General features: G+C 67.8%; 19 protein-coding genes. 8 read left to right on the forward strand and 11 right to left on the reverse strand.

Annotated elements, in window-relative coordinates:
- Positions 1-94: 94 nt before the first annotated feature.
- From mreD to WS46_RS23465, 3 genes are all read right to left on the reverse strand, one after another.
- Positions 95-607, reverse strand: a complete 513-nt coding sequence (gene mreD, locus WS46_RS23455; protein ID WP_009687274.1) for a rod shape-determining protein MreD — start codon at positions 605-607, stop codon at positions 95-97.
- The gene (gene mreC, locus WS46_RS23460; RefSeq protein ID WP_059691923.1) at positions 604-1671 is read right to left on the reverse strand and encodes a rod shape-determining protein MreC; all 1068 of its coding nucleotides are present in this window, start codon (positions 1669-1671) and stop codon (positions 604-606) included. The genes mreD and mreC overlap by 4 nt, the downstream gene beginning before the upstream one ends.
- A gap of 127 nt (positions 1672-1798) precedes the next feature.
- On the reverse strand, positions 1799-2842 hold the full coding sequence (locus tag WS46_RS23465) for a rod shape-determining protein (protein WP_004189550.1): 1044 nt from the start codon (positions 2840-2842) through the stop codon (positions 1799-1801).
- 367 nt (positions 2843-3209) lie between these two features.
- Here WS46_RS23465 and gatC point away from each other — a divergent pair, with 367 nt between their 5' ends.
- From gatC to WS46_RS23490, 5 genes are all read left to right on the forward strand, one after another.
- Positions 3210-3509, forward strand: coding sequence for an Asp-tRNA(Asn)/Glu-tRNA(Gln) amidotransferase subunit GatC (gene gatC, locus WS46_RS23470; protein WP_006407213.1), 300 nt, complete (start codon positions 3210-3212; stop codon positions 3507-3509).
- A 66-nt stretch (positions 3510-3575) separates the two neighbouring features.
- A complete protein-coding gene (gatA, locus tag WS46_RS23475) occupies positions 3576-5066 on the forward strand; it encodes an Asp-tRNA(Asn)/Glu-tRNA(Gln) amidotransferase subunit GatA (protein WP_059691924.1) in 1491 nt (496 codons plus the stop codon).
- 4 nt (positions 5067-5070) lie between these two features.
- Positions 5071-6543 carry an Asp-tRNA(Asn)/Glu-tRNA(Gln) amidotransferase subunit GatB gene (gatB, locus tag WS46_RS23480; RefSeq protein WP_059691925.1) on the forward strand — a complete coding sequence of 491 codons (1473 nt, stop codon included), beginning with the start codon at positions 5071-5073 and terminating at the stop codon, positions 6541-6543.
- Between the two features lie 126 nt (positions 6544-6669).
- A complete protein-coding gene (locus WS46_RS23485; protein ID WP_059534943.1) occupies positions 6670-7509 on the forward strand; it encodes a polyphosphate kinase 2 family protein in 840 nt (279 codons plus the stop codon).
- Positions 7510-7558: 49 nt separating this feature from the next.
- On the forward strand, positions 7559-8332 hold the full coding sequence (locus WS46_RS23490) for an exodeoxyribonuclease III (RefSeq protein ID WP_059534945.1): 774 nt from the start codon (positions 7559-7561) through the stop codon (positions 8330-8332).
- 107 nt (positions 8333-8439) lie between these two features.
- On the opposite strand, the gene WS46_RS23495 is transcribed toward WS46_RS23490, so the two are convergent.
- Entirely contained in the window at positions 8440-9492 is a 1053-nt protein-coding gene (locus WS46_RS23495) for an NAD(P)-dependent alcohol dehydrogenase (RefSeq protein ID WP_059691926.1), read from the reverse strand.
- A gap of 227 nt (positions 9493-9719) precedes the next feature.
- Between WS46_RS23495 and WS46_RS23500 the strand changes: the two genes are divergently transcribed.
- A complete protein-coding gene (locus WS46_RS23500; RefSeq protein WP_059691977.1) occupies positions 9720-10664 on the forward strand; it encodes an AraC family transcriptional regulator in 945 nt (314 codons plus the stop codon).
- Positions 10665-10718: 54 nt separating this feature from the next.
- On the opposite strand, the gene WS46_RS23505 is transcribed toward WS46_RS23500, so the two are convergent.
- The 7 genes from WS46_RS23505 to argB all read right to left on the reverse strand — a co-directional run bounded on the left by WS46_RS23505 (position 10719) and on the right by argB (position 17611).
- A complete protein-coding gene (locus WS46_RS23505; protein ID WP_059691927.1) occupies positions 10719-11762 on the reverse strand; it encodes a M48 family metallopeptidase in 1044 nt (347 codons plus the stop codon).
- A complete protein-coding gene (locus WS46_RS23510; protein WP_059691928.1) occupies positions 11752-13173 on the reverse strand; it encodes an AmpG family muropeptide MFS transporter in 1422 nt (473 codons plus the stop codon). Before WS46_RS23510 ends, WS46_RS23505 begins: the two co-directional genes overlap by 11 nt.
- Positions 13174-13289: 116 nt before the next feature.
- Positions 13290-13898: a methionine biosynthesis protein MetW gene (gene metW / locus WS46_RS23515; RefSeq protein ID WP_044847830.1), complete on the reverse strand. Its 609-nt coding sequence runs from the start codon at positions 13896-13898 to the stop codon at positions 13290-13292.
- The gene (locus WS46_RS23520; protein WP_059534960.1) at positions 13895-15040 is read right to left on the reverse strand and encodes a homoserine O-acetyltransferase; all 1146 of its coding nucleotides are present in this window, start codon (positions 15038-15040) and stop codon (positions 13895-13897) included. Before WS46_RS23520 ends, metW begins: the two co-directional genes overlap by 4 nt.
- 254 nt (positions 15041-15294) lie before the next feature.
- Positions 15295-15957: a nucleoid occlusion factor SlmA gene (gene slmA / locus WS46_RS23525; RefSeq protein WP_059534962.1), complete on the reverse strand. Its 663-nt coding sequence runs from the start codon at positions 15955-15957 to the stop codon at positions 15295-15297.
- Positions 15924-16715 (reverse strand): pyrimidine 5'-nucleotidase, encoded by a 792-nt coding sequence (locus tag WS46_RS23530; protein WP_059534963.1) that lies wholly within the window; start codon positions 16713-16715, stop codon positions 15924-15926. The genes slmA and WS46_RS23530 overlap by 34 nt, the downstream gene beginning before the upstream one ends.
- Positions 16712-17611 carry an acetylglutamate kinase gene (argB, locus tag WS46_RS23535; RefSeq protein ID WP_059534964.1) on the reverse strand — a complete coding sequence of 300 codons (900 nt, stop codon included), beginning with the start codon at positions 17609-17611 and terminating at the stop codon, positions 16712-16714. The genes WS46_RS23530 and argB overlap by 4 nt, the downstream gene beginning before the upstream one ends.
- A 295-nt stretch (positions 17612-17906) precedes the next feature.
- Between argB and WS46_RS23540 the strand changes: the two genes are divergently transcribed.
- Together WS46_RS23540 and WS46_RS23545 are read left to right on the forward strand one after the other, a co-directional pair.
- Positions 17907-18131 (forward strand): cysteine-rich CWC family protein, encoded by a 225-nt coding sequence (locus WS46_RS23540; RefSeq protein ID WP_059691929.1) that lies wholly within the window; start codon positions 17907-17909, stop codon positions 18129-18131.
- Between the two features lie 112 nt (positions 18132-18243).
- Complete coding sequence (locus WS46_RS23545; RefSeq protein WP_059691930.1) at positions 18244-19650, forward strand: ATP-binding protein; 1407 nt, start codon at positions 18244-18246, stop codon at positions 19648-19650.
- The last annotated feature ends 10 nt before the right edge of the window (positions 19651-19660 follow it).

The raw sequence follows: 19660 nt of genomic DNA on the forward strand, positions 1-19660 counted from the left end.
CTGGCCCGTGCACGGCGAGCGCGCGCGGGCGAGGCGCCGCCCCGGAGCGCGGCGCGCGGGCGTGGGGGCGGCGGGTATTCAAGGTCGGTCCGGCTCAGATGGGGCGCGTATCGTCCGGGTCGACCGGGCGGCGTTGCGGCATCAGCAGCAGGTGGCTCGCGATCGGCCACAGCGCGGCCTCGACGAAGCCGTCCACCAGATAGCGCCAGCCGGGAAACGCGGCGCCCATCACGAGGCGGATCACGAACGGCACCAGCTGCGCGACGACGAGCAGCGGCGTGACGTACAGCACCTGTACGCCGATCGGCATCCACAGCACGCGGCGGTGGATCGTGATCGCGCCGTACGACAGCAGCGTATAGGCAAGCGCGTGCTCGCCGAGCAGCCCCGCGTCATGCACGTCCATCAGGATGCCGAGCGCGAACGCGACGCCCATCCCGACCTTGCGCGGCTGGTGGATGTTCCAGAACAGCAGCACGAGCGCGACGAAATCGGGCACGCCGGGCAGGCGGCCCCACGGCATCAGGTTCAGCAGGAACGCGGCGGCGAGGCTGAAGACGATGAAGTACGGGTTGACCGGCTGCAGGATGTATTGCGGGCGGTTCATCGCTGGGCTCCTGATTGCCCGGCCGCGGGCTTCGCGGGCGCAACGGCGGGCTTGGCCGGAGCGACGGGTGCCGACGGCGCGGGTTTCGCGCCGGGCGCGGCCGCGGCGGCCGCCTTCGCGTTCGCGTCGGCCTTTTCGGCCTTGTCGCCCTTCGCGGCGGCCTTGGCGCCCTTCTTGCCCTTCGCGTTCTTCTCGGTGGCCGGATCGGGCTCGGCCGGGCGCGGCGGGACGTCGTTCTGGTAGTGCAGCACCAGCATCTGGCGCGCGCCGCGCACGGCGGCGACCGGCGCGCAGGTCACGCGCGCGAACGCGGTATCGGCGAGCTTGTCGACGCGCACGACCTTCGCGACCGGCAGGCCCGGCGGGTACACGCCGTCGAGGCCGCTCGTGACGAGTTCGTCGCCGGCGACGAGGTCCGAGCTCGTCGGCACGAAGCGCAGGTCGAGCGAGTCGCCCTTCGGCGTGCCGTAGATCACGCTGCGCAGGCCGGTGCGCAGCACCTGCACGGGAATCGCGAGATCGCGGTCGGTGATCAGCGTGACTTCGGCCTGCAGCGGGAACACGCGCGTGATCTGGCCGATCACGCCGTCCTCGCTGACGACCGGCGCGCCGTTCTGGATGCCCTGCTGCGAACCTTGTCCGATCACGATCTTCTGCGTGAACGGGTCGCTGGTGTCGTACTGGATTTCGACGGGCGTCGATTGCGTCGCGATGTGCTGCCGCAGCTCGAGCACCGCGCGCAGGTGCATGTTTTCCTGCGTGAGCACCGCGGCCTGGTTGGCCTGCGTGGACAATTGCAGGTTGCGCTTGCGCAGCGCGTCGTTCTCGTGGCGCAGCGATGAACCCGTGACGGCGATGTCGGCCGCGCCCATGAACAGGTCACGCGGCACGAGCGCCGCGCGCTGCAGCGGGTACAGCACGGTGCCGAGCACGCCGCGGACGATTTCGAGCGTGCTGAAGCGCGCGTCCGACACGAGGAGCGCGATGGCGAGGGCGACGAAGAAGATGAGCCGCGCGAGCGCGGGCGGACCTTGCTTGAAGAGGGGCGGCGGACTGTATTCCATGGTCGGCGCCGGGCGCGTGTGATCGGTTAAATAATGCTCAGACGCGCAAACGGCGCGGCGGTTCGTTCTGAACGAGCGATCCGGCCACGCCGCGGGTGCGTCATATCAAGCGGGACTGCTTAGGCGATCACTCGTACGAGAAGATGCTGCCCAGCTTGTCCATGCGCTCGAGCGCCATGCCCGAACCGCGTACGACGCAGGTGAGCGGATCTTCGGCGACGAGCACCGGCAGGCCGGTTTCTTCCGCGAGCAGGCGATCGAGGTCGCGCAGCAGCGCGCCGCCGCCCGTCAGCATCATCCCGCGCTCGGCGATGTCGGCGCCGAGTTCCGGCGGCGTCTGCTCGAGGGCGATCTTCACCGACGACACGATCTGGTTCAGCGGATCGGTCAGCGCTTCGAGGATTTCGTTGCTGGAGATCGTGAAGCTGCGCGGAATGCCTTCCGACAGGTTGCGGCCCTTCACTTCCATTTCCTTGACTTCGGAGCCCGGGAACGCGGAGCCGATTTCCTTCTTGATCGCCTCGGCGGTCTGTTCGCCGATCAGCATCCCGTAGTTGCGGCGGATGTAGTTGACGATCGCCTCGTCGAACTTGTCGCCGCCGACGCGCACCGAGCCTTTATAGACGATGCCGCCGAGCGAGATCACGCCGACTTCCGTCGTGCCGCCGCCGATGTCGACGACCATCGAGCCCGTGGCTTCCGACACCGGCAGGCCTGCGCCGATCGCGGCCGCCATCGGCTCCTCGATCAGGTAGACCTGCGACGCGCCGGCGCCATGCGCCGCTTCCTTGATCGCGCGACGCTCGACCTGGGTCGAGCCGCACGGCACGCAGATGATGATGCGCGGCGACGGCGAGAACATGCGCGACTCGTGCGCCGTCTTGATGAACTGCTTGATCATCTGCTCGGTGACGGTGAAGTCGGCGATCACGCCGTCCTTCATCGGGCGGATCGCCTCGATGTTGCCCGGCACCTTGCCGAGCATCTGCTTGGCTTCCTTGCCGACCGCCTGGATCGTCTTCTTGCCGTTGGGGCCGCCTTCCTGACGAATCGACACGACGGACGGCTCATCGAGCACGATGCCCTTGCCGCGCATGTAGATCAGGGTGTTTGCGGTGCCGAGGTCGATCGCCAGATCGTTGGAGAAGTAGCTGCGCAAAAAACCGAACATTCAGAATCCTGTTTCGCTCTGGGCCGGCCCTGCATAGCGAACGCTGAGGGCGGCAGCGGAAAAAATAACAGCCTCGGGAAGCGTGGCGGAAGCGGCCGCCGCGGCGCACGAAGCTGCGAGTGATGTCTACCGGGGATCGCACGAAGCACGCACGGCTTGCCGAAGCGGGGCGAAACGGTGCGGGAAAAGGCTGCCGGGTTTGGGTCGAACGCGTAATGATACCTTATAATTTCACGGTATTTGAATCGAAACGGACGGTATTTTTGCCGCTTCGGCCCCGATTTTTGAGGGTGGGATCGCACCCTCCAACCCCCCGCCGCAGCGCGATTCTCGATGCGCTGCGCAGCCTTGTTTTTCCGGTGATCGCATGGCCCTGACCCTGACCGATGTGAAACGCATCGCGCACCTGGCGCGACTCGAAATGGCCGACGCCGACGCCGAGCATACGCTCGGCCAGCTCAATGAATTCTTCGGCCTCGTCGAGCAGATGCAGGCGGTCGACACCGCCGGCATCGCGCCGCTCGCCCACCCGATCGAACAGATCCAGGAAGTCGCGCAGCGCCTGCGCGACGACGCCGTGACGGAAGTCGTCAATCGCGACGACAACCAGCGTCCGGCGCCGGCCGTCCAGGACGGCCTCTATCTCGTGCCGAAGGTGATCGAGTAAGCATTCGATGACAAGCGCGCCGCCTTCGCGCCGCGCGCCACCCAGAATTCCCAGGAAAACCACTCAATGCACGCAAAAAGCCTGACCGAACTGCGCGCCGCGCTCGCCGCCAAGGAATGCTCGGCCGTCGAGCTCGCGCAGCTCTACCTGAAACGGATCGACGCGGCACGCGACCTGAACGCGTTCGTCCATGTCGACGCCGACCTCACCCTCGCGCAGGCGAAGGCCGCCGACGCCGAACTCGCCCGCGGCGCGGGCGGCGCGCTGACCGGCCTGCCGATCGCGCACAAGGACGTGTTCGTCACGCGCGGCTGGCGCTCGACCGCCGGCTCGAAGATGCTCGCGAACTACGAGAGCCCGTTCGACGCGACCGTCGTCGCCCGCCTGCAGGCCGCCGGCATGGTCACGCTCGGCAAGACCAACATGGACGAGTTCGCGATGGGCTCGTCCAACGAGAATTCGGCGTTCGGCGCCGTGAAGAACCCGTGGGACACGAACGCCGTGCCGGGCGGCAGCTCGGGCGGCAGCTCGGCGGCCGTTGCCGCGCGTCTCGCGCCGGCCGCGACCGGCACCGACACCGGCGGCTCGATCCGCCAGCCCGCGTCGTTCGCGGGCGTGACGGGCATCAAGCCGACCTACGGCCGCGTGTCGCGCTACGGGATGATCGCGTTCGCGTCGTCGCTCGACCAGGGCGGCCCGATGGCGCAAAGCGCGTCCGACTGCGCGCTGCTGCTGAACGCGATGGCCGGCTTCGACGAGCGCGACTCGACGAGCCTCGAGCGCGACGACGAAGACTTCACGCGCCACATCGGCCAGCCGTGGGCGCCGGGCAACGATGCGGGCAAGCCGCTCGCGGGCCTGCGCATCGGCCTGCCGAACGAATATTTCGGCGACGGCCTCGCCGACGACGTGCGCGCGTCGATCGACGCGGCGCTCAAGCAATACGAGGCGCTTGGCGCGACGCTCGTGCCGGTGTCGCTGCCGAAGACGGAACTGTCGATCCCCGTGTATTACGTGATCGCGCCGGCCGAGGCGTCGTCGAACCTGTCGCGTTTCGACGGCGTGCGCTTCGGCCACCGCGCCGCGCAGTACGGCGATCTGCTCGACATGTACAAGAAGTCGCGCGCCGAAGGCTTCGGCCCCGAGGTGAAGCGCCGTATTCTCGTCGGCACCTACGTGCTGTCGCACGGCTACTACGACGCGTACTACCTGCAGGCGCAGAAGATCCGCCGCATCATCGCGAACGATTTCCAGGAAGCGTTCAAGTCCTGCGACGTGATCATGGGCCCGGCGTCGCCGACGGTCGCATGGGATCTCGGCGCGAAGGGCGACGATCCGGTGCAGATGTATCTCGCGGATATCTATACGCTGTCGGTGAGCCTCGCAGGCCTCCCCGGCATGAGCGTGCCGTGCGGCTTCGGCGCCGGCGCGAACGCGAAGCGCCCGGTCGGTCTGCAGATCATCGGCAACTATTTCAACGAAGCCCGGATGCTGCAGGTCGCCGACGCGTTCCAGCGCGCGACCGACTGGCACAAGCAAGTTCCGGCGGGGGTGTAAGCATATGACTCAATGGGAAGTCGTCATCGGTCTCGAGACGCACGCGCAACTGTCGACCGTCTCGAAGATTTTCTCCGGCGCGTCGACGCAGTTCGGCGCCGAGCCGAACACGCAGGCCTGCCCGGTCGACCTGGCGCTGCCGGGCGTGCTGCCGGTGCTGAACCGCGGCGCGGTCGAACGCGCGATCCGCTTCGGCCTCGCGATCGGTTCGACCATCGCGCCGCGCAGCATCTTCGCGCGCAAGAATTATTTCTACCCCGATCTGCCGAAGGGCTATCAGATCAGCCAGTACGAGATTCCGGTCGTGCAGGGCGGCCAGATCACGATCCAGGTGCCCGCCAACGAAAAGGCCGGCAAGGAAGCGTACGAGAAGACGGTCAACCTGACCCGCGCGCACCTCGAGGAAGACGCGGGCAAGTCGCTGCATGAAGACTTCGCCGGGATGACGGGGATCGACCTGAACCGCGCGGGCACGCCGCTGCTCGAGATCGTCACCGAGCCGGAAATGCGCAGCGCAGCCGAGGCCGTGGCCTACGCGAAGGCGCTGCACGCGCTCGTCGTGTGGCTCGGCATCTGCGACGGCAACATGCAGGAAGGCTCGTTCCGCTGCGACGCGAACGTGTCGGTGCGGCCGCTCGGCCAGGAGAAGTTCGGCACGCGCGCCGAGATCAAGAACCTGAACTCGTTCCGGTTCCTCGAGGAAGCGATCAACTACGAAGTGCGCCGCCAGATCGAGCTGATCGAGGACGGCGGCGAGGTCGTGCAGGAAACGCGCCTCTACGATCCGGACAAGCGCGAGACGCGTTCGATGCGCAGCAAGGAAGACGCGCACGACTACCGCTACTTCCCCGACCCCGACCTGATGCCGCTCGTGATCGGCCGCGACTGGGTCGAGCGCGTGCAGGCCGGGATGCCCGAGCTGCCGGCCGCGATGCAGCAGCGTTTCGTCGAGCAGTACGGCGTGTCCGCGTACGACGCGGGCGTGCTGACGTCGAGCAAGGCGATGGCCGCGTACTTCGAGGCCGTGGTCGCGAAGGCCGGCGCGGCGAACGCGAAGATCGCCGCGAACTGGCTGATGGGCGACGTGTCGTCGCAGCTGAACCGCGACGGCATCGAGATCGACGCGATTCCCGTCTCGGCCGCGCAACTCGCGCTGGTGCTGCAGCGCATCGCCGACGGCACGATCTCGAACAAGATCGCGAAGGAAATCTTCGCGACGATCTGGGACGAGAAGGCGACCGACGAAGGCGCGGCCGACCGCATCATCGACGCGAAGGGCCTGAAGCAGATCTCCGACACCGGCGCGCTGGAAGCGATCATCGACGAGGTGCTGGCGGCGAACGCGAAGTCGGTCGAGGAGTTCCGCGCCGGCAAGGAAAAGGCGTTCAACGCGCTGATCGGCCAGGCGATGAAGGCGACCAAGGGCAAGGCCAATCCGCAGCAGGTCAACGAGTTGCTGAAGAAGAAGCTCGGCTGAGCATGGCCGCGCGCCTGAACCGCGCCTGACGACGGGCCGCCGCCGAACCTGTTCGGGGCGGCCCGTCGTTTTGGTGCATGCGGTATCGTGTGCGCGTGTGCGTCGCACCGTCCAACGGAGGAACGAATGGCGAAACAACCGTCGCTCGACGATTTCCGCGTGCCGTACAGCACGCGCGAGAAGGAAGCCGCCGCATTCACGCTCGATGCGTTCGATCCGGCCGCGAAGCCGTTCTCGTCGGGGTCGAAGGATGCCGACCGCGAACGGCTGTCGGCCGTGTCGACCGAGCTCGACGTACAGCAGGAGCGCCTGCACACGCAGCAAAAGAAGCGTGTGCTGCTCGTGCTGCAGGGGATGGATACCAGCGGCAAGGACGGCACCGTGCGCGCGGTGTTCCGCGAGGTCGACCCGCTCGGCCTGCGCGTCGTGTCGTTCAAGGCGCCGACGCCGATCGAGGCCGTGCACGACTTCCTGTGGCGCGTGCATCTGCAGGCGCCGGCCGCGGGCGAACTCGCGATCTTCAACCGCAGCCACTACGAAGACGTGCTCGTGCCGCGCGTGCTCGACGCGATCGACAGCAAGGAATGCGAGCGCCGCTACCGGCAGATTCGCGATTTCGAGACGATGCTGTTCGAGAACGGCACGACGATCATCAAGTGCTTCCTGCACATCTCGAAGGACGAGCAGCGCGAGCGGCTGCAGGCGCGCATCGACGATCCGACCAAGCACTGGAAGTTCGACATCGCCGATCTCGACGCGCGCAAGCACTGGGACGCGTACCAGTCGGCATACCGCGACGCGCTCGCCGCGACGTCGGCCGAGCATGCGCCGTGGTACGTGATCCCGGCGAACTCGAAGACGCATCGCAACGTGATGATCGCCGAGCTGCTGCTGCGTACGATGACCGACATGAAGCTCGAATTCCCGCCGCCGAAGCCGGAACTCGAGGGCGTGAAGATCCGCTAGGCTGCGATCCTGTAACAACATCGAACTGAACTGAACAACGGAACCCGACATGATGCGAGTGATTACCGCCAACCTGAACGGCATCCGCTCCGCCGCGAAGAAGGGCTTCTTCGAATGGCTCGGCGAACAGAACGCCGATTGCGTGTGCGTGCAGGAAATCAAGGTATCGGCCGACGACCTGCCGGCCGAATTCGTCGAGCCGCACGGCTTCAGGAGCTACTTCCACCACGCCGAGAAAAAGGGCTACAGCGGCGCGGGCGTGTACAGCCGCCACGAGCCCGATGACGTGATCATCGGCTTCGGCAGCAGCGAATTCGACGCCGAGGGGCGCTACGTCGAGGCGCGCTACGGCAAGCTGTCGGTCGTGTCGGTGTACGTGCCGTCCGGCTCGAGCGGCGAAGAGCGGCAGCAGGCGAAGTACCGCTTCATGGACGAGTTCATGCCGCACCTCGCCGAGCTGAAGAAGAAGCGCGAGGTGATCCTGTGCGGCGACGTGAACATCGTGCACAAGGAAATCGACATCAAGAACTGGAAGAGCAACCAGAAGAACTCGGGCTGCCTGCCGGAAGAGCGGGCGTGGCTCACGCAGCTGTTCGACGATGTCGGCTACGTCGACGTGTTCCGCACGCTCGACCCGCGCCCCGAGCAGTACACGTGGTGGAGCAACCGCGGCCAGGCGTACGCGAAGAACGTCGGGTGGCGGATCGATTACCAGATCGCGACGCCGGGCGTGGCCGGCACCGCGAAGCGCACGTCGATCTTCAAGGACATCAAGTTCAGCGATCACGCGCCGCTGACGGTGGATTACGATTACAAGAAGTGAGCGTCGGCGCGACGCGACGCCGCGCGCGTCGCCGTCGAGCCGTCCGGTCGCCGGATGCAAAACGGGCCGCATGTCGAACATGCGGCCCGTTTCGTCTGGCGCGTCGCTTACTGCTTGATCGACGCCATGTCGATCACGAACCGGTACTTCACGTCGCTCTTCAGCATCCGCTCGTAAGCGGCGTTGATCTGCTGCATCGGAATCGTTTCGATATCCGACGTGATGCCGTGCTCCGCGCAGAAGTCGAGCATTTCCTGCGTCTCCGCGATCCCGCCGATCAGCGAACCCGCGAGGCGGCGGCGCTTGAAGATCAGGTTGAACACCTGCGGCGACGGATGGTCGTGCTCCGGCGCGCCGACGAGCGTCATCGTGCCGTCGCGCTTCAGCAGGTGCAGGAACGGGTTCAGGTCGTGCTGCGCGGCGACCGTGTTCAGGATGAAGTCGAAGCTGTTCAGGTGCGCGTTCATCTGCGCGTCGTCCTTCGAGATCACCACTTCATGCGCGCCGACGCGCTTGCCGTCCTCGACCTTCGACGGCGACGTCGTGAACAGCACGACGTGCGCGCCCATCGCGCGCGCGAGCTTCACGCCCATGTGGCCAAGCCCGCCGAGGCCGACGATCCCGACCTTCTTGCCGGGGCCGACGTTCCACTGGCGCAGCGGCGAATAGGTCGTGATCCCCGCGCACAGCAGCGGCGCGGCGCCGGCCGGGTCGAGCGTCTCGGGCACGCGCAGCACGAATGCCTCGTCGACGACGAGCTGCGTCGAATAGCCGCCGTACGTGACGTCGCCGGTCACGCGGTCCTGGCCGTTGTACGTGCCGACGAAGCCGTTCTCGCAATACTGCTCGAGGCCTTCCGCGCAGCTCGGGCAGGTGCGGCACGAATCGACGAGACAGCCGACGCCGACCAGCTCGCCGACCTTGAACCGCGACACCTGCGGGCCGGTCGCGGTCACGCGGCCGACGATTTCATGGCCCGGCACGACCGGGTAGATCGTGTTGCGCCATTCGTTGCGGGCCTGATGCAGGTCCGAGTGGCAGACGCCGCAGTAGAGCACCTCGATCTGGACGTCGAGGTCGCGCAGCGCGCGGCGCTGGAATTCGAACGGGGCGAGCGGCGACTGCGCGTCGGTCGCCGCGTAAGCGTAGGTTGTGCTCATGCAGAGGCTCCTTGTCCGGGAAAACGTCCGGCGAATCAGACTGCCGCCGCATCATGTGGCGACGCGGCGAGACAGGTGCCCATCGTAAGGAGCGAGCCGCGTCGGCGAAATACACGAAGGTCTCGAAGATTTGCCTATTCCTCTCGAATTGCGCGCGAACGGCCGTCAAAATGCTTTCAAGGTGCTACATTGCAAGCCTGATTCTCTTGCCGGACAGGACGACGCCGATGAGCTTCCAGCCCCTTTTCGACGACGCGGGCGACCGTGTGCGGCGCCGCATGATTGAGCTGCATGCGCGCCTCGCGCCGAACGACGGCGATACGCAGGCGGCGCTCGACGGCGTGCGTTTCTTCCGCGTGAGCCGCCCCGTGCCGCGCATGCCGGTGCTGTACGAGCCGAGCATCATCGTCGTGTGCCAGGGCCGCAAGCTTGGTTATCTCGGCGACCGCTCGTTCGTCTACGACGCGCAGCAGTATCTCGTGCTGTCGGTGCCGCTGCCGTTCGAATGCGAGACCTTCGCGAGCATCGACGAGCCGTTTCTCGCGATCTCGATCCGCGTCGATCTCGCGGTGATCGCCGAGCTCGCGATCCTGCTCGACGAGACGCTCGGTGCGGCGGTCAGCGAGCCGCACGGCGTCTATTCGACGCCGCTCGATGCGCCGCTCGCCGACGCGGTGGTGCGGCTGCTCGAAGCGCTCGCGTCGCCGCACGACACGTGCGTGCTCGGGCCGGCGATCATGCGCGAGATCGCGTACCGCGTGCTGACGGGCGCGCAGGGCGACGCGATTCGCGCGGCGCTCGTCCAGCAACATCATTTCGGCCGCATCGCGAAGGCGCTGCGGCGCATTCATGCGGACCTGAAGGCCGATCTCGACGTCGAGACGCTCGCGCGCGAGGCCGGGATGAGCCTCGCGGTGTTCCACGCGCAGTTCAAGCACGTGACGGCGACGTCGCCGATGCAGTACGTGAAGGCCGCGCGCCTGCACCAGGCGCGGTTGATGATGGTGCAGGACGGCCTCGGGGCCGGTGCCGCCGCGGCGCGGGTCGGCTATGCGAGCGCGTCGCAGTTCAGCCGCGAGTTCAAGCGGCTGTTCGGCCGCAGCCCCGGAGACGACGTGCGCTGGATGCGCGAAAGCGGCACCAGGCCCGTCGAGTCGGAAGTCGGCGCGTAGCGCCCGGCCTCATGTGCCGGCGATGCGCGGCGGGGAAACTGCCGGATGCCGCGCTCAGCGCCGCACGATCTTGCGCCGCTGCGCGCTGATGCCCGCGTAGTCGGGCAGCGTGTCGACCCGCTTGCCGACGGCCTTCGCATACAGCGGCATCAGGTCCGGCAGGCGGTTCAGCAGATCCTGCCGCCGCGTGGCGCTGTACGGGTGCGTGTAGATGAAGCCCGACGTCCTGTTCGCGCGCGTCGCCGCCGCGAGCTTGTCCCACAGCGTGATCGCCGCGCGCGGATCGAAGCCCGCGCGGGCGGCAATGTCGCCGCCGATCACGTCGGCTTCGGTTTCGTCGGTCGGGTCGTAGCGCAGCGTCTGCAGACGCGCGCCGAGATTCAGCGCCTGCGGCAGCGGATCGCCGACGCCGAACAGCGGCGGCAGCGAGGCCGCGCGCAGCGACGTTTGCGACGTCGTGCTGAAATTGCTGCGTGCGTGTTCGCGCAGCGCATGCGCGATGCCGTGCGCGAGCAGCACGCCGAACTCGTCGTCGTTCAGGCGGACGCGATCGAGCAGTCCGCCGTACACGAGCACCTTGCCGCCCGGCAGGCACGTGACGCGGATGTCGCGCGAGCGGATCGCGTTGACGTCCCATGCCCAGGTCTTCACGCGATCGTTCCACTTCACCGAATACGGCGCGAGCTTCGTGACGATCGCGCGCAGCCGCTTCACGCGCGGCTGGTTCGCGGGCAGCAGGCGGTCGCTGTCGGCGGCAGCCTGCACGATCTGCGCGTATTCGCTCGCAGTGAGTTGTTCGAGCAGCGGCGACGGGATCAGCGTGCGGAACGCGATCGCGTTGCCGTAGCGCACCTGCTGCGACGTCGGGGCATAGGCCTTCGCGGGCACGGCGGCGCCGGTCGGCTGCGCGGCTTCGGCGGCGGATTGCGCACCGGCAGCGGCGGGCGTGGCGGGTGTGGACGGTGCAGCCGGCGCGGTGGCGGGCGCGGCCGCACTCGTGTCGGCTGCCTGCGCGCTTGCCGCCGCGCCGAGCGCCGCGATGCCGACGCTCAGCGCGGCGGCGACGCGTGCCGCGCGATGCAGTCGATCATTGCGCACGGCTGGCCTCGCCGTTGCGCGCGGTGCCGTTCCACGGCGCGATCTTGAACAGCAGCAGCATGCCGGGGATCGCGAGCGCGGTGCACACGATGAAGTAGTCGAACCAGCCGATCTTCGCGACGATGAAGCCGCTCGCGGCCGATGCGAGCGTGCGCGGCACGGACGCGAGGCTCGTGAACAGCGCGAACTGCGTGGCCGTGTAGCGCGGGTCGGTCGTGCTCGCGATATACGCGACGAACGCGGCCATCGTCAGGCCGGTGGTGAACGTTTCGGCGGCGTAGACGAGCGCGAGCGCGACCGTCATCGGGCTCAGATGCGGCGTGACCTCGAAGCCGAAGATCGACAGGAACGACGCGAGCGCGTGACTTGCCGCGACCGTGAAGTCGTAAATCACCGCGAGCACCGGCGAGGCGGGGCCGACCTGTGCGAGCCACGCGAAGCCGAGCGTCGACACCATCTGCAGCGCGCCGAAGATCCACAGCCCGCGGCCGATGCCGATCTTCACGAGCCAGATGCCGCCGATGATGCCGCCGGCGACGCTCGCGACGAGCGCGGTGGTTTTCGCGACGATGCCGATTTCGGTGCGCGAGAAGCCGATGTCGAGGAAGAACGACGTCGACAGCGTGGTCGCCATCGTGTCGCCGATCTTGAACAGGAAGATGAACGCGATGACGAGCAGCGCGCCGCTCCAGCCGTCGCGCTGGATGAATTCGCGGAACGGCAGCACGATCGCGTCGCGCAGGTTGCGCGGCGGCGCGCCGACCACCTCGGGCTCGCGCACGAGCAGCGTCATCAGGATGCCCGGCAGCATGAATGCGCCGGTGATCGCGAACACGACGTCCCACGGCATGTGGTCGGACAGGATCAGCGCCAGCGAGCCGGGGATCAGCGCGGCGAGCTTGTACGCGTTCACGTGCACCGCGTTGCCGAGGCCCTGCTCGGTGTCGCGCAGCAGTTCGCGGCGATACGCGTCGATCACGATGTCGGAGCTTGCGCCGAAGAACGCGACGAGCGTCGTGAGCGCGGCGACCGTCCAGATCGAGTCGCGCGGCGACACGAAGCCGAGCGCGGCGATCGCGCCGGCGACCAGCACCTGCGTGAGCAGCATCCAGCCGCGCCGGCGGCCGGGCCGCCAGCCGGGCAGGCGCGGGATGAAGCGGTCCATCAGCGGCGCCCACAGGAACTTCCACGTATACGGGAACTGGATCAGCGCGAACAGGCCGATTTCCTTCAGGTTCACGCCTTCGGAGCGCAGCCATGCCTGCACGAGGTAGACGAGCGTGAACAGGGGCAGCCCCGACGTGAAGCCGAGGAACACGCAAATCAGCATGTGCGTGTTCAGATAGGCGCGCCAGCCGGGATGATCCTCGTGAGCGGTGAGTGCGGGCGCCTCGTGTGGCGTTTTGGACATGGACGGAAACCGGGTAGCGTTGACTGATTGCGGCGGCAGCGCAGGCGGCGCGGGCGGCGCAGGAGGGGCGGCCGCACGCGGGTGCGGGCCGGATCATCCGTCAACGGCTCCCCGGCTCAGCTGCGCTTGACGCGGTAGACAGCAAGACTACCACGCCAGTTCGCTCCCCATCGAATCGGCTGGCCTTCGTGCAGCACGATGCGGTCGAGGATCGTGACGCCGACTTCGGGCGCGAGCGCCTCGAAATCCTTGATCGTCAGCACCCGGACGTTCGGCGTGTTGTGCCACTGGTAAGGCAGCGACTTCGACACCGGCATCCGGCCGCGCAGCACCGACAGCCGGTGCGCCCAGTAGCCGAAGTTCGGGAACGACACGATGCATTCGCGTCCGACACGCGCGGTTTCGCGCAGGATCGCGGCCGTCTGGTGGATCGTCTGCAGCGTTTGCGACAGGATCGCGAAGTCGAAGCTGTGATCCTCGAACAGGCGCAGGCCGTCCTCGAGGTTCTGCTGGATCACGTTGATCCCGTTCTTCGCGCTCGCGAGCACGCCCGCGTCGTTCAGTTCGATCCCGTAGCCGGACACGTCCAGTTCCTCGGACAGCAGCGACAGCAGCGAGCCGTCGCCGCAGCCGAGATCGAGCACGGTCGCGCGCGGTTCGACCCAGCGGGCGATCGCACGGAAGTCCGCGCGTGCGGACAGGGAGTTCAGCGCTTGCTGGTTCATGCACCCACCTCGTTGGCGATTCGTTCGTAATACGCGCGGAGCAGGTTGTGATAGCGCGCGTCGTCGAGCAGGAACGCGTCGTGGCCGTGCGGCGCGTCGATCTCCGCGTAGCTGACCGTGCGCTTGTTGTCGAGCAGCGCCTTCACGATCTCGCGCGACCGCGCGGGCGCGAAGCGCCAGTCGGTCGAGAAGCTCGCGATCAGGTACTTCGCCTGCGTGTGCGCGAGCGCGGCCGTCAGGTTGCCGTCGAACGCCTTCGCCGGGTCGAAGTAGTCGAGCGCGCGCGTGATCAGCAGGTAGGTGTTCGCGTCGAAGTAGTCGGCGAACTTGTCGCCCTGGTAGCGCAGGTACGACTCGACCTCGAATTCCACGTCGAAGCTGAAGTTGTACGCGTCGAGCGCGCCGTCCGCGCGGCGCAGCGCACGGCCGAATTTCTCGGCCATGTCGTCGTCGGAGAGATACGTGATGTGGCCGATCATCCGCGCGACGCGCAGGCCCCGCTTCGGCTTCACGCCGTGCGCGTAGTAGTCGCCGCCGTGGAAGTCGGGATCGGACAGGATCGCCGAGCGCGCGACCTCGTTGAACGCGATGTTCTGCGCGGACAGCTTCGGCGTCGACGCGATGTCGATACAGTGGGCGACGCGGTCCGGATACATCAGGCTCCATGCGAGCGCCTGCATCCCGCCGAGGCTGCCGCCCATCACGGCGGCGAAGCGCTCGATGCCGAACGCGTCGGCGACGCGCGCCTGCGCATGCACCCAGTCCTCGACGGTGACGACCGGAAAGCGCGCGCCATACGGCTTGCCGGACGACGGATCGATGCTCATCGGGCCGGTCGAGCCGAAGCACGAGCCGAGGTTGTTCACGCCGATCACGAAGAAGCGGTTGGTGTCGAGCGGCTTGCCCGGGCCGACCATGTTGTCCCACCAGCCGGTGCTGCGCGGGTCGTCCGCGTAGATGCCGGCGACGTGGTGCGACGCGTTGAGCGCGTGGCAGACGAGCACCGCGTTCGAGCGCGCGGCGTTGAGCTCGCCGTACGTCTCGACGACGAGCTGATAGTTGCCGATCACGCTGCCGCTTTGCAAGCGCAGCGGTTCGGCGAAGTGCATGGTCTGTGGAGCGACGATGCCGATCGATTCCATTCGTTCCGCCTTATGACTGGGCGGCTAAACGGTGTCGGCGATGCGCGGAGGCGAAGGTGCGCGGCTGACGACCTCTTTAGCCGCATTTATAGTGAACCGCCGGGACGAAGACGCATCAAGGCCCTGGTCGGTTCGCGCGCCCGCAATCGAGTCAGCAAATCGGCGCGCTTCCGACCTGCCGCCAAGGAGGCGGCAGGTCGGAGGAGTATAGCGGAATTCCGCGGAGCGCGGATTTCGCGGGCCGGCTGCCCCGGCTACTGCAGGATCAGCCGCAAATGCGCATCGGCCTGTTCGCCGGGCGGCCTCTGGAACCCGCCTTTCGCGAACCGGTGCCACTTGCCGATCACGTAGCTGACGAGCAGGCTCGCGCGCGCGGCGGGATCGTAATCGGCCGGCAGCACGAACGGCGCGGCGCCATCGGGCGCCTGCGCCTCGGTACGCGCGACCCGCAGGCACTGCTTGACGGTCGCCTCGATCCGGTCGAGCAGCTGGTTCACGCGCTCGGTGAGCCGCTCGTCCTCGCCGACCAGCGCCTCGCCCGTCAGCACGCGCGTCATGCCCGGATTCTTCGCGGCGAAATTGAGCATCGTCAGCGCGATCGTGCGCGCCTGCTGCACGCCGTTCGGCTCCTTTGCGACGATCTGGTTGACGAGCCCGAACAGCGCCTGCTCGATGAACTCGATCAGGCCTTCGTACATCTTCGCCTTGCTGGTGAAATGCCGGTACAGCGCGGCTTCCGACACGTCGAGGCGGGCCGCGAGCGCAGCCGTCGTGATTTTTTCGGGCTTCGGCGCCTCGAGCATCGCGGCGAGCGTCTGCAGGATCATCACGCGGCGCTCGCCCGGTTTCGGGCGCGCGCGGGACGGTGTGGCCCGGTCTTCCGTTACGGCTTGGTCCTGCGGGTAAGTCGGCTGCATTTCTGTCGCCCCGATCGTGTGCCCAGTCGGAGCGATTTTAACGAACGAATGCGCTGGTCGACATATTGGGGGCGGCCGATGTTCGGCAGATGGCCCGGCAGGTGCCCGGTGATCCACACCGTGCCGATGCCGAGGCGCTTGTAGCGCTTCAGGTGGCTGCGGGTATCTTCGACGAGGATCGCGTCTTCGAACCGCGCGTGCGCGGCGCGCAAAATCCGGCGCAGCATCGTGTGGTCGGGCTTCGCGCGCCATGTGCGACGGTCGCGCATGTGCTCGATCGCGATCACGCGCTCGAACAGCCGCTCGATGCGCAACTCGCGCAGCACCGCGCGCGCGTAGTTCTCGGGCGCGTTGGTCAGCACGAACTTGCGGCCCGGCAGCGCGGCGACGATGCGCGCGAGGCCGCGCTCGGCGCGCAGCATCGCGGGCAGGTCGGAAAACGTGTGGACGACGCGCAGGAAGTCGTGCGGATCGATCGGGTGATGGCGCGCGAGGCCGAGGAGCGCGGCGCCGTAGCGCTGCGTGTAGCCGGTGCGCAGCCGGTCGGCTTCGGCACGCCCGACGTGGAGCGTGTCGACGATGTACTGCGTCATCGCGCGGTTGATCTCCGGAAAGATCGCGTGCGATGCGTGATGGAGCGTGTTGTCGAGATCGAACAGCCAGACGGGCGCGCCGGCGCGCGGCCGGCTGCGGGAGATGCGCCGGCGTCGCAACGACGCCGGCAGGTCGGGACCGGTGGTTGTGCGGCGCGCGCTCAATGCGAGCGGATCATCGTGCCGAACGGCTGCTCGGTCAGGATTTCGAGCAGCACCGAGTGCTCGATGCGGCCGTCGACGATGTGCACCGACTTCACGCCGCTCTTCGCGGCGTCGAGCGCCGACGAGATCTTCGGCAGCATGCCGCCCGAGATCGTGCCGTCCGCGAACAGCGCGTCGATCTCGCGCGCCGACAGATCGGTCAGCAGGTTGCCGTCCTTGTCCATCACGCCGGGGATGTTGGTCATCATCAGCAGCTTCTCGGCGTTCAGCACCGTCGCGAGCTTGCCCGCGACGAGGTCCGCGTTGATGTTGTACGACAGGCCGTCCTCGCCGAAACCGATCGGCGAGATCACCGGGATGAACGCGTCGTCCTGCAGCGCCTTCACGACCGCCGGGTTGATCGCCTCGACTTCGCCGACCTGGCCGATGTCGATGTACTGGCCCGGGTTGTCGCGGTCCGGCATCAGCAGCTTGCGTGCGTGGATCAGGCCGCCGTCCTTGCCCGTCAGGCCCACCGCATGGCCGCCGAAGTGATTGATCAGCATCACGATGTCCTGCTGGACTTCGCCGCCCAGCACCCATTCGACGACTTCCATCGTCTCTTCGTCGGTCACGCGCATGCCCTGGATGAAGGTGCCGGCCTTGCCGATCTTCTTCAGCGCGTGATCGATCTGCGGCCCGCCGCCGTGGACGATCACCGGATTGATGCCGACCAGTTTCAGCAGGATCACGTCGCGCGCGAAGCCTTGCTTGAGCCGCTCTTCCGTCATCGCGTTGCCGCCGTATTTGATCACCACGGTCTTGCCGTGGTAACGGCGGATGTACGGCAGCGCCTCGGCGAGGATTTCTGCCTTCAGCGTGGGGGCGATCTGCGAGAGGTCGATGGGCTCGGACATGGCGGCGGCTCTGGCTGGGAACGGTTGAAACAGGGCGAATTGTACAGGAGTGGCGCAGCGCAGCATCGGGTTTTTGGGCTGGCCGGACGGCCGATCGCACGGGCCGGTCGCCACGCGCGGCGGCCCGCCGGCCATGGTGCCGGACCCCGCGCGGGGCCCGGCGGCGGCGGCGTGGACAGCGCGACTCGACCCGCGTTGGCGGCCCGCATCGGCCGATCGGCCGACGTGCAAAATCCGCCCGCCGCGCTATGCTTGTCGCGTAGGGTGACTTCATGCCCGCTTCCGCGTTTCCGCCATGACCGATACCGCCGCCGACGCCCGTTCGACTCCGCGCCGTGCGCGCTGCCCGCACTGCGGGCGCGGCTTCGACTGCGGCGCCCGCACGCAGCCGTTCGACTGCTGGTGCGCGTCGATGCCGACCCTGTCCGGCGGCGCGCCGCCGGCGCCCGGTACGCGCTGCCGCTGCCCGGAGTGCCTCGCCGACGAGATCGCCCAGCGCATGGCACGCGCGGCCGGCTGACGGCGCAGGCCCGTGCAATCCGGCTCGACGCCGGCTCGCCCGGTGCTCCGTCCGTCCTCACTGATCCGGCCCCCGGTAGAGGTGCCGGGCGCTAAACGGGTAAACTGCTCGGATGCAACGAATTACCACCACCGGGCGCGTCAACCTCAGTCACCTGTTCTGGCTGCGCAATCTCGCGATCATCGGCCAGCTCGTGACGATCGGCGTCGTGCAGACCTATTTCGGCGTGCATCTGCCGTTGCCGGCGATGCTGATGGTCATCGCGCTCGAAATCGTTTTCAACGCGCTGACCTGGGTGCGCGTGCTGCGCGCGCGGCCCGAGACCAATTTCGAACTGCTCGGCCAGCTGTGGGTCGACCTCGGCGCGTTGTCGGCGCTGCTGTTCCTGTCGGGCGGCACGACCAACCCGTTCGTGTCGCTGTACCTGCCGTCGCTCGCGATCGCGGCGGCCGTGCTGCCGTGGCACCTGATGATCTGGCTCGCGGCGTTCGCGGTCGCGTGTTACGCGGCGCTCGGCTTCGATTCGGTGCCGCTCAACATGGACAACCCGGCGAACCTGTTCGACTACTACCGCACGGGGATGTGGGCGAACTTCATGGTCAGCGTCGGCCTGATCGCATGGTTCGTCGCGCGCATGTCGAACGCGTTGCGCCAGCGCGATGCGGCGCTCGGCGAAGCGCAGGCGCACCTGCTGCGCGACGAGCGGGCGGTCGCGCTCGGCGTGCAGGCCGCCACCGTCGCGCACGAGATGGGTACGCCGCTGTCGACGATCGCGATGCTCGCGGAGGAACTGCGCGACGCGGCCCGCGCCGATCCGGGGCTCGCGCGCTACGAGGCCGACCTGAAGGTGCTGGAAGAACAGATGACGCTCTGCACGTCGGCGCTTGCGCGCCTGCGCAGCCGGGCGAGCGCGCCGGCGAGCCGCCAGCCGGTGGACGACTGGCTCGACACGTTCGTCGAGCACTGGCGCCTGCGGCATCCGCACGTGCAGTTCGAACTGCTCGGCGCACGCCCGTCGGGCGTCGGGCTCGACGACACCGTCGCGGCCGGCCAGATCCTGACGATCCTGCTCGACAACGCCGCGCGGGCGAGCCCGCACCGCGTGACGCTGGCCGCGAAGCTCGCGCACCACGAGCGGGCTGCGGACCAGATCGAATTCGAGGTATGCGACGACGGCCCCGGCATTCCGGCCGCGTTGCGCGAATCGCTCGGCTCGATGCCGGTCGACAGCACGCAGGGCGGGCACGGGGTCGGCCTGTACCTTGCGTTCAGCGCGGCCGTGCGTCTCGGCGGCGAGATCGAGCTGTCCGATGTCACGCCGCGCGCGACGGGCGGCAACGGGCGCGCCGGTGGCGGCGCGAACGGGCACGCGGCAGCTGCGTCGGGCCAGCGCGCGACCGAACGAGCGGCGACCCCGCTGGACGGCCGCCCGGCCGGCACCCCCGGCCGCGGCACGCGCGCGGTGCTGCGCCTGCCGGTGGCGCGTATCGCGGTGCCGGCCGCTTCAACCAACACGTAGACGGAGAAAC

It is taken from the genome of Burkholderia sp. RF4-BP95 (assembly GCF_001521985.1).
Classification (GTDB): Bacteria; Pseudomonadota; Gammaproteobacteria; order Burkholderiales; family Burkholderiaceae; genus Burkholderia; species Burkholderia diffusa.

Coding starts and splice junctions, on each gene's coding strand:
- mreD (WP_009687274.1), bottom strand. CDS start 607: ATGAACCGCCCGCAATACATCCTGCAGCCGGTCAACCCGTACTTCATC.
- mreC (WP_059691923.1), bottom strand. CDS start 1,671: ATGGAATACAGTCCGCCGCCCCTCTTCAAGCAAGGTCCGCCCGCGCTC.
- WS46_RS23465 (WP_004189550.1), bottom strand. CDS start 2,842: ATGTTCGGTTTTTTGCGCAGCTACTTCTCCAACGATCTGGCGATCGAC.
- gatC (WP_006407213.1), top strand. CDS start 3,210: ATGGCCCTGACCCTGACCGATGTGAAACGCATCGCGCACCTGGCGCGA.
- gatA (WP_059691924.1), top strand. CDS start 3,576: ATGCACGCAAAAAGCCTGACCGAACTGCGCGCCGCGCTCGCCGCCAAG.
- gatB (WP_059691925.1), top strand. CDS start 5,071: ATGACTCAATGGGAAGTCGTCATCGGTCTCGAGACGCACGCGCAACTG.
- WS46_RS23485 (WP_059534943.1), top strand. CDS start 6,670: ATGGCGAAACAACCGTCGCTCGACGATTTCCGCGTGCCGTACAGCACG.
- WS46_RS23490 (WP_059534945.1), top strand. CDS start 7,559: ATGATGCGAGTGATTACCGCCAACCTGAACGGCATCCGCTCCGCCGCG.
- WS46_RS23495 (WP_059691926.1), bottom strand. CDS start 9,492: ATGAGCACAACCTACGCTTACGCGGCGACCGACGCGCAGTCGCCGCTC.
- WS46_RS23500 (WP_059691977.1), top strand. CDS start 9,720: ATGAGCTTCCAGCCCCTTTTCGACGACGCGGGCGACCGTGTGCGGCGC.
- WS46_RS23510 (WP_059691928.1), bottom strand. CDS start 13,173: ATGTCCAAAACGCCACACGAGGCGCCCGCACTCACCGCTCACGAGGAT.
- metW (WP_044847830.1), bottom strand. CDS start 13,898: ATGAACCAGCAAGCGCTGAACTCCCTGTCCGCACGCGCGGACTTCCGT.
- WS46_RS23520 (WP_059534960.1), bottom strand. CDS start 15,040: ATGGAATCGATCGGCATCGTCGCTCCACAGACCATGCACTTCGCCGAA.
- slmA (WP_059534962.1), bottom strand. CDS start 15,957: ATGCAGCCGACTTACCCGCAGGACCAAGCCGTAACGGAAGACCGGGCC.
- argB (WP_059534964.1), bottom strand. CDS start 17,611: ATGTCCGAGCCCATCGACCTCTCGCAGATCGCCCCCACGCTGAAGGCA.
- WS46_RS23540 (WP_059691929.1), top strand. CDS start 17,907: ATGACCGATACCGCCGCCGACGCCCGTTCGACTCCGCGCCGTGCGCGC.
- WS46_RS23545 (WP_059691930.1), top strand. CDS start 18,244: ATGCAACGAATTACCACCACCGGGCGCGTCAACCTCAGTCACCTGTTC.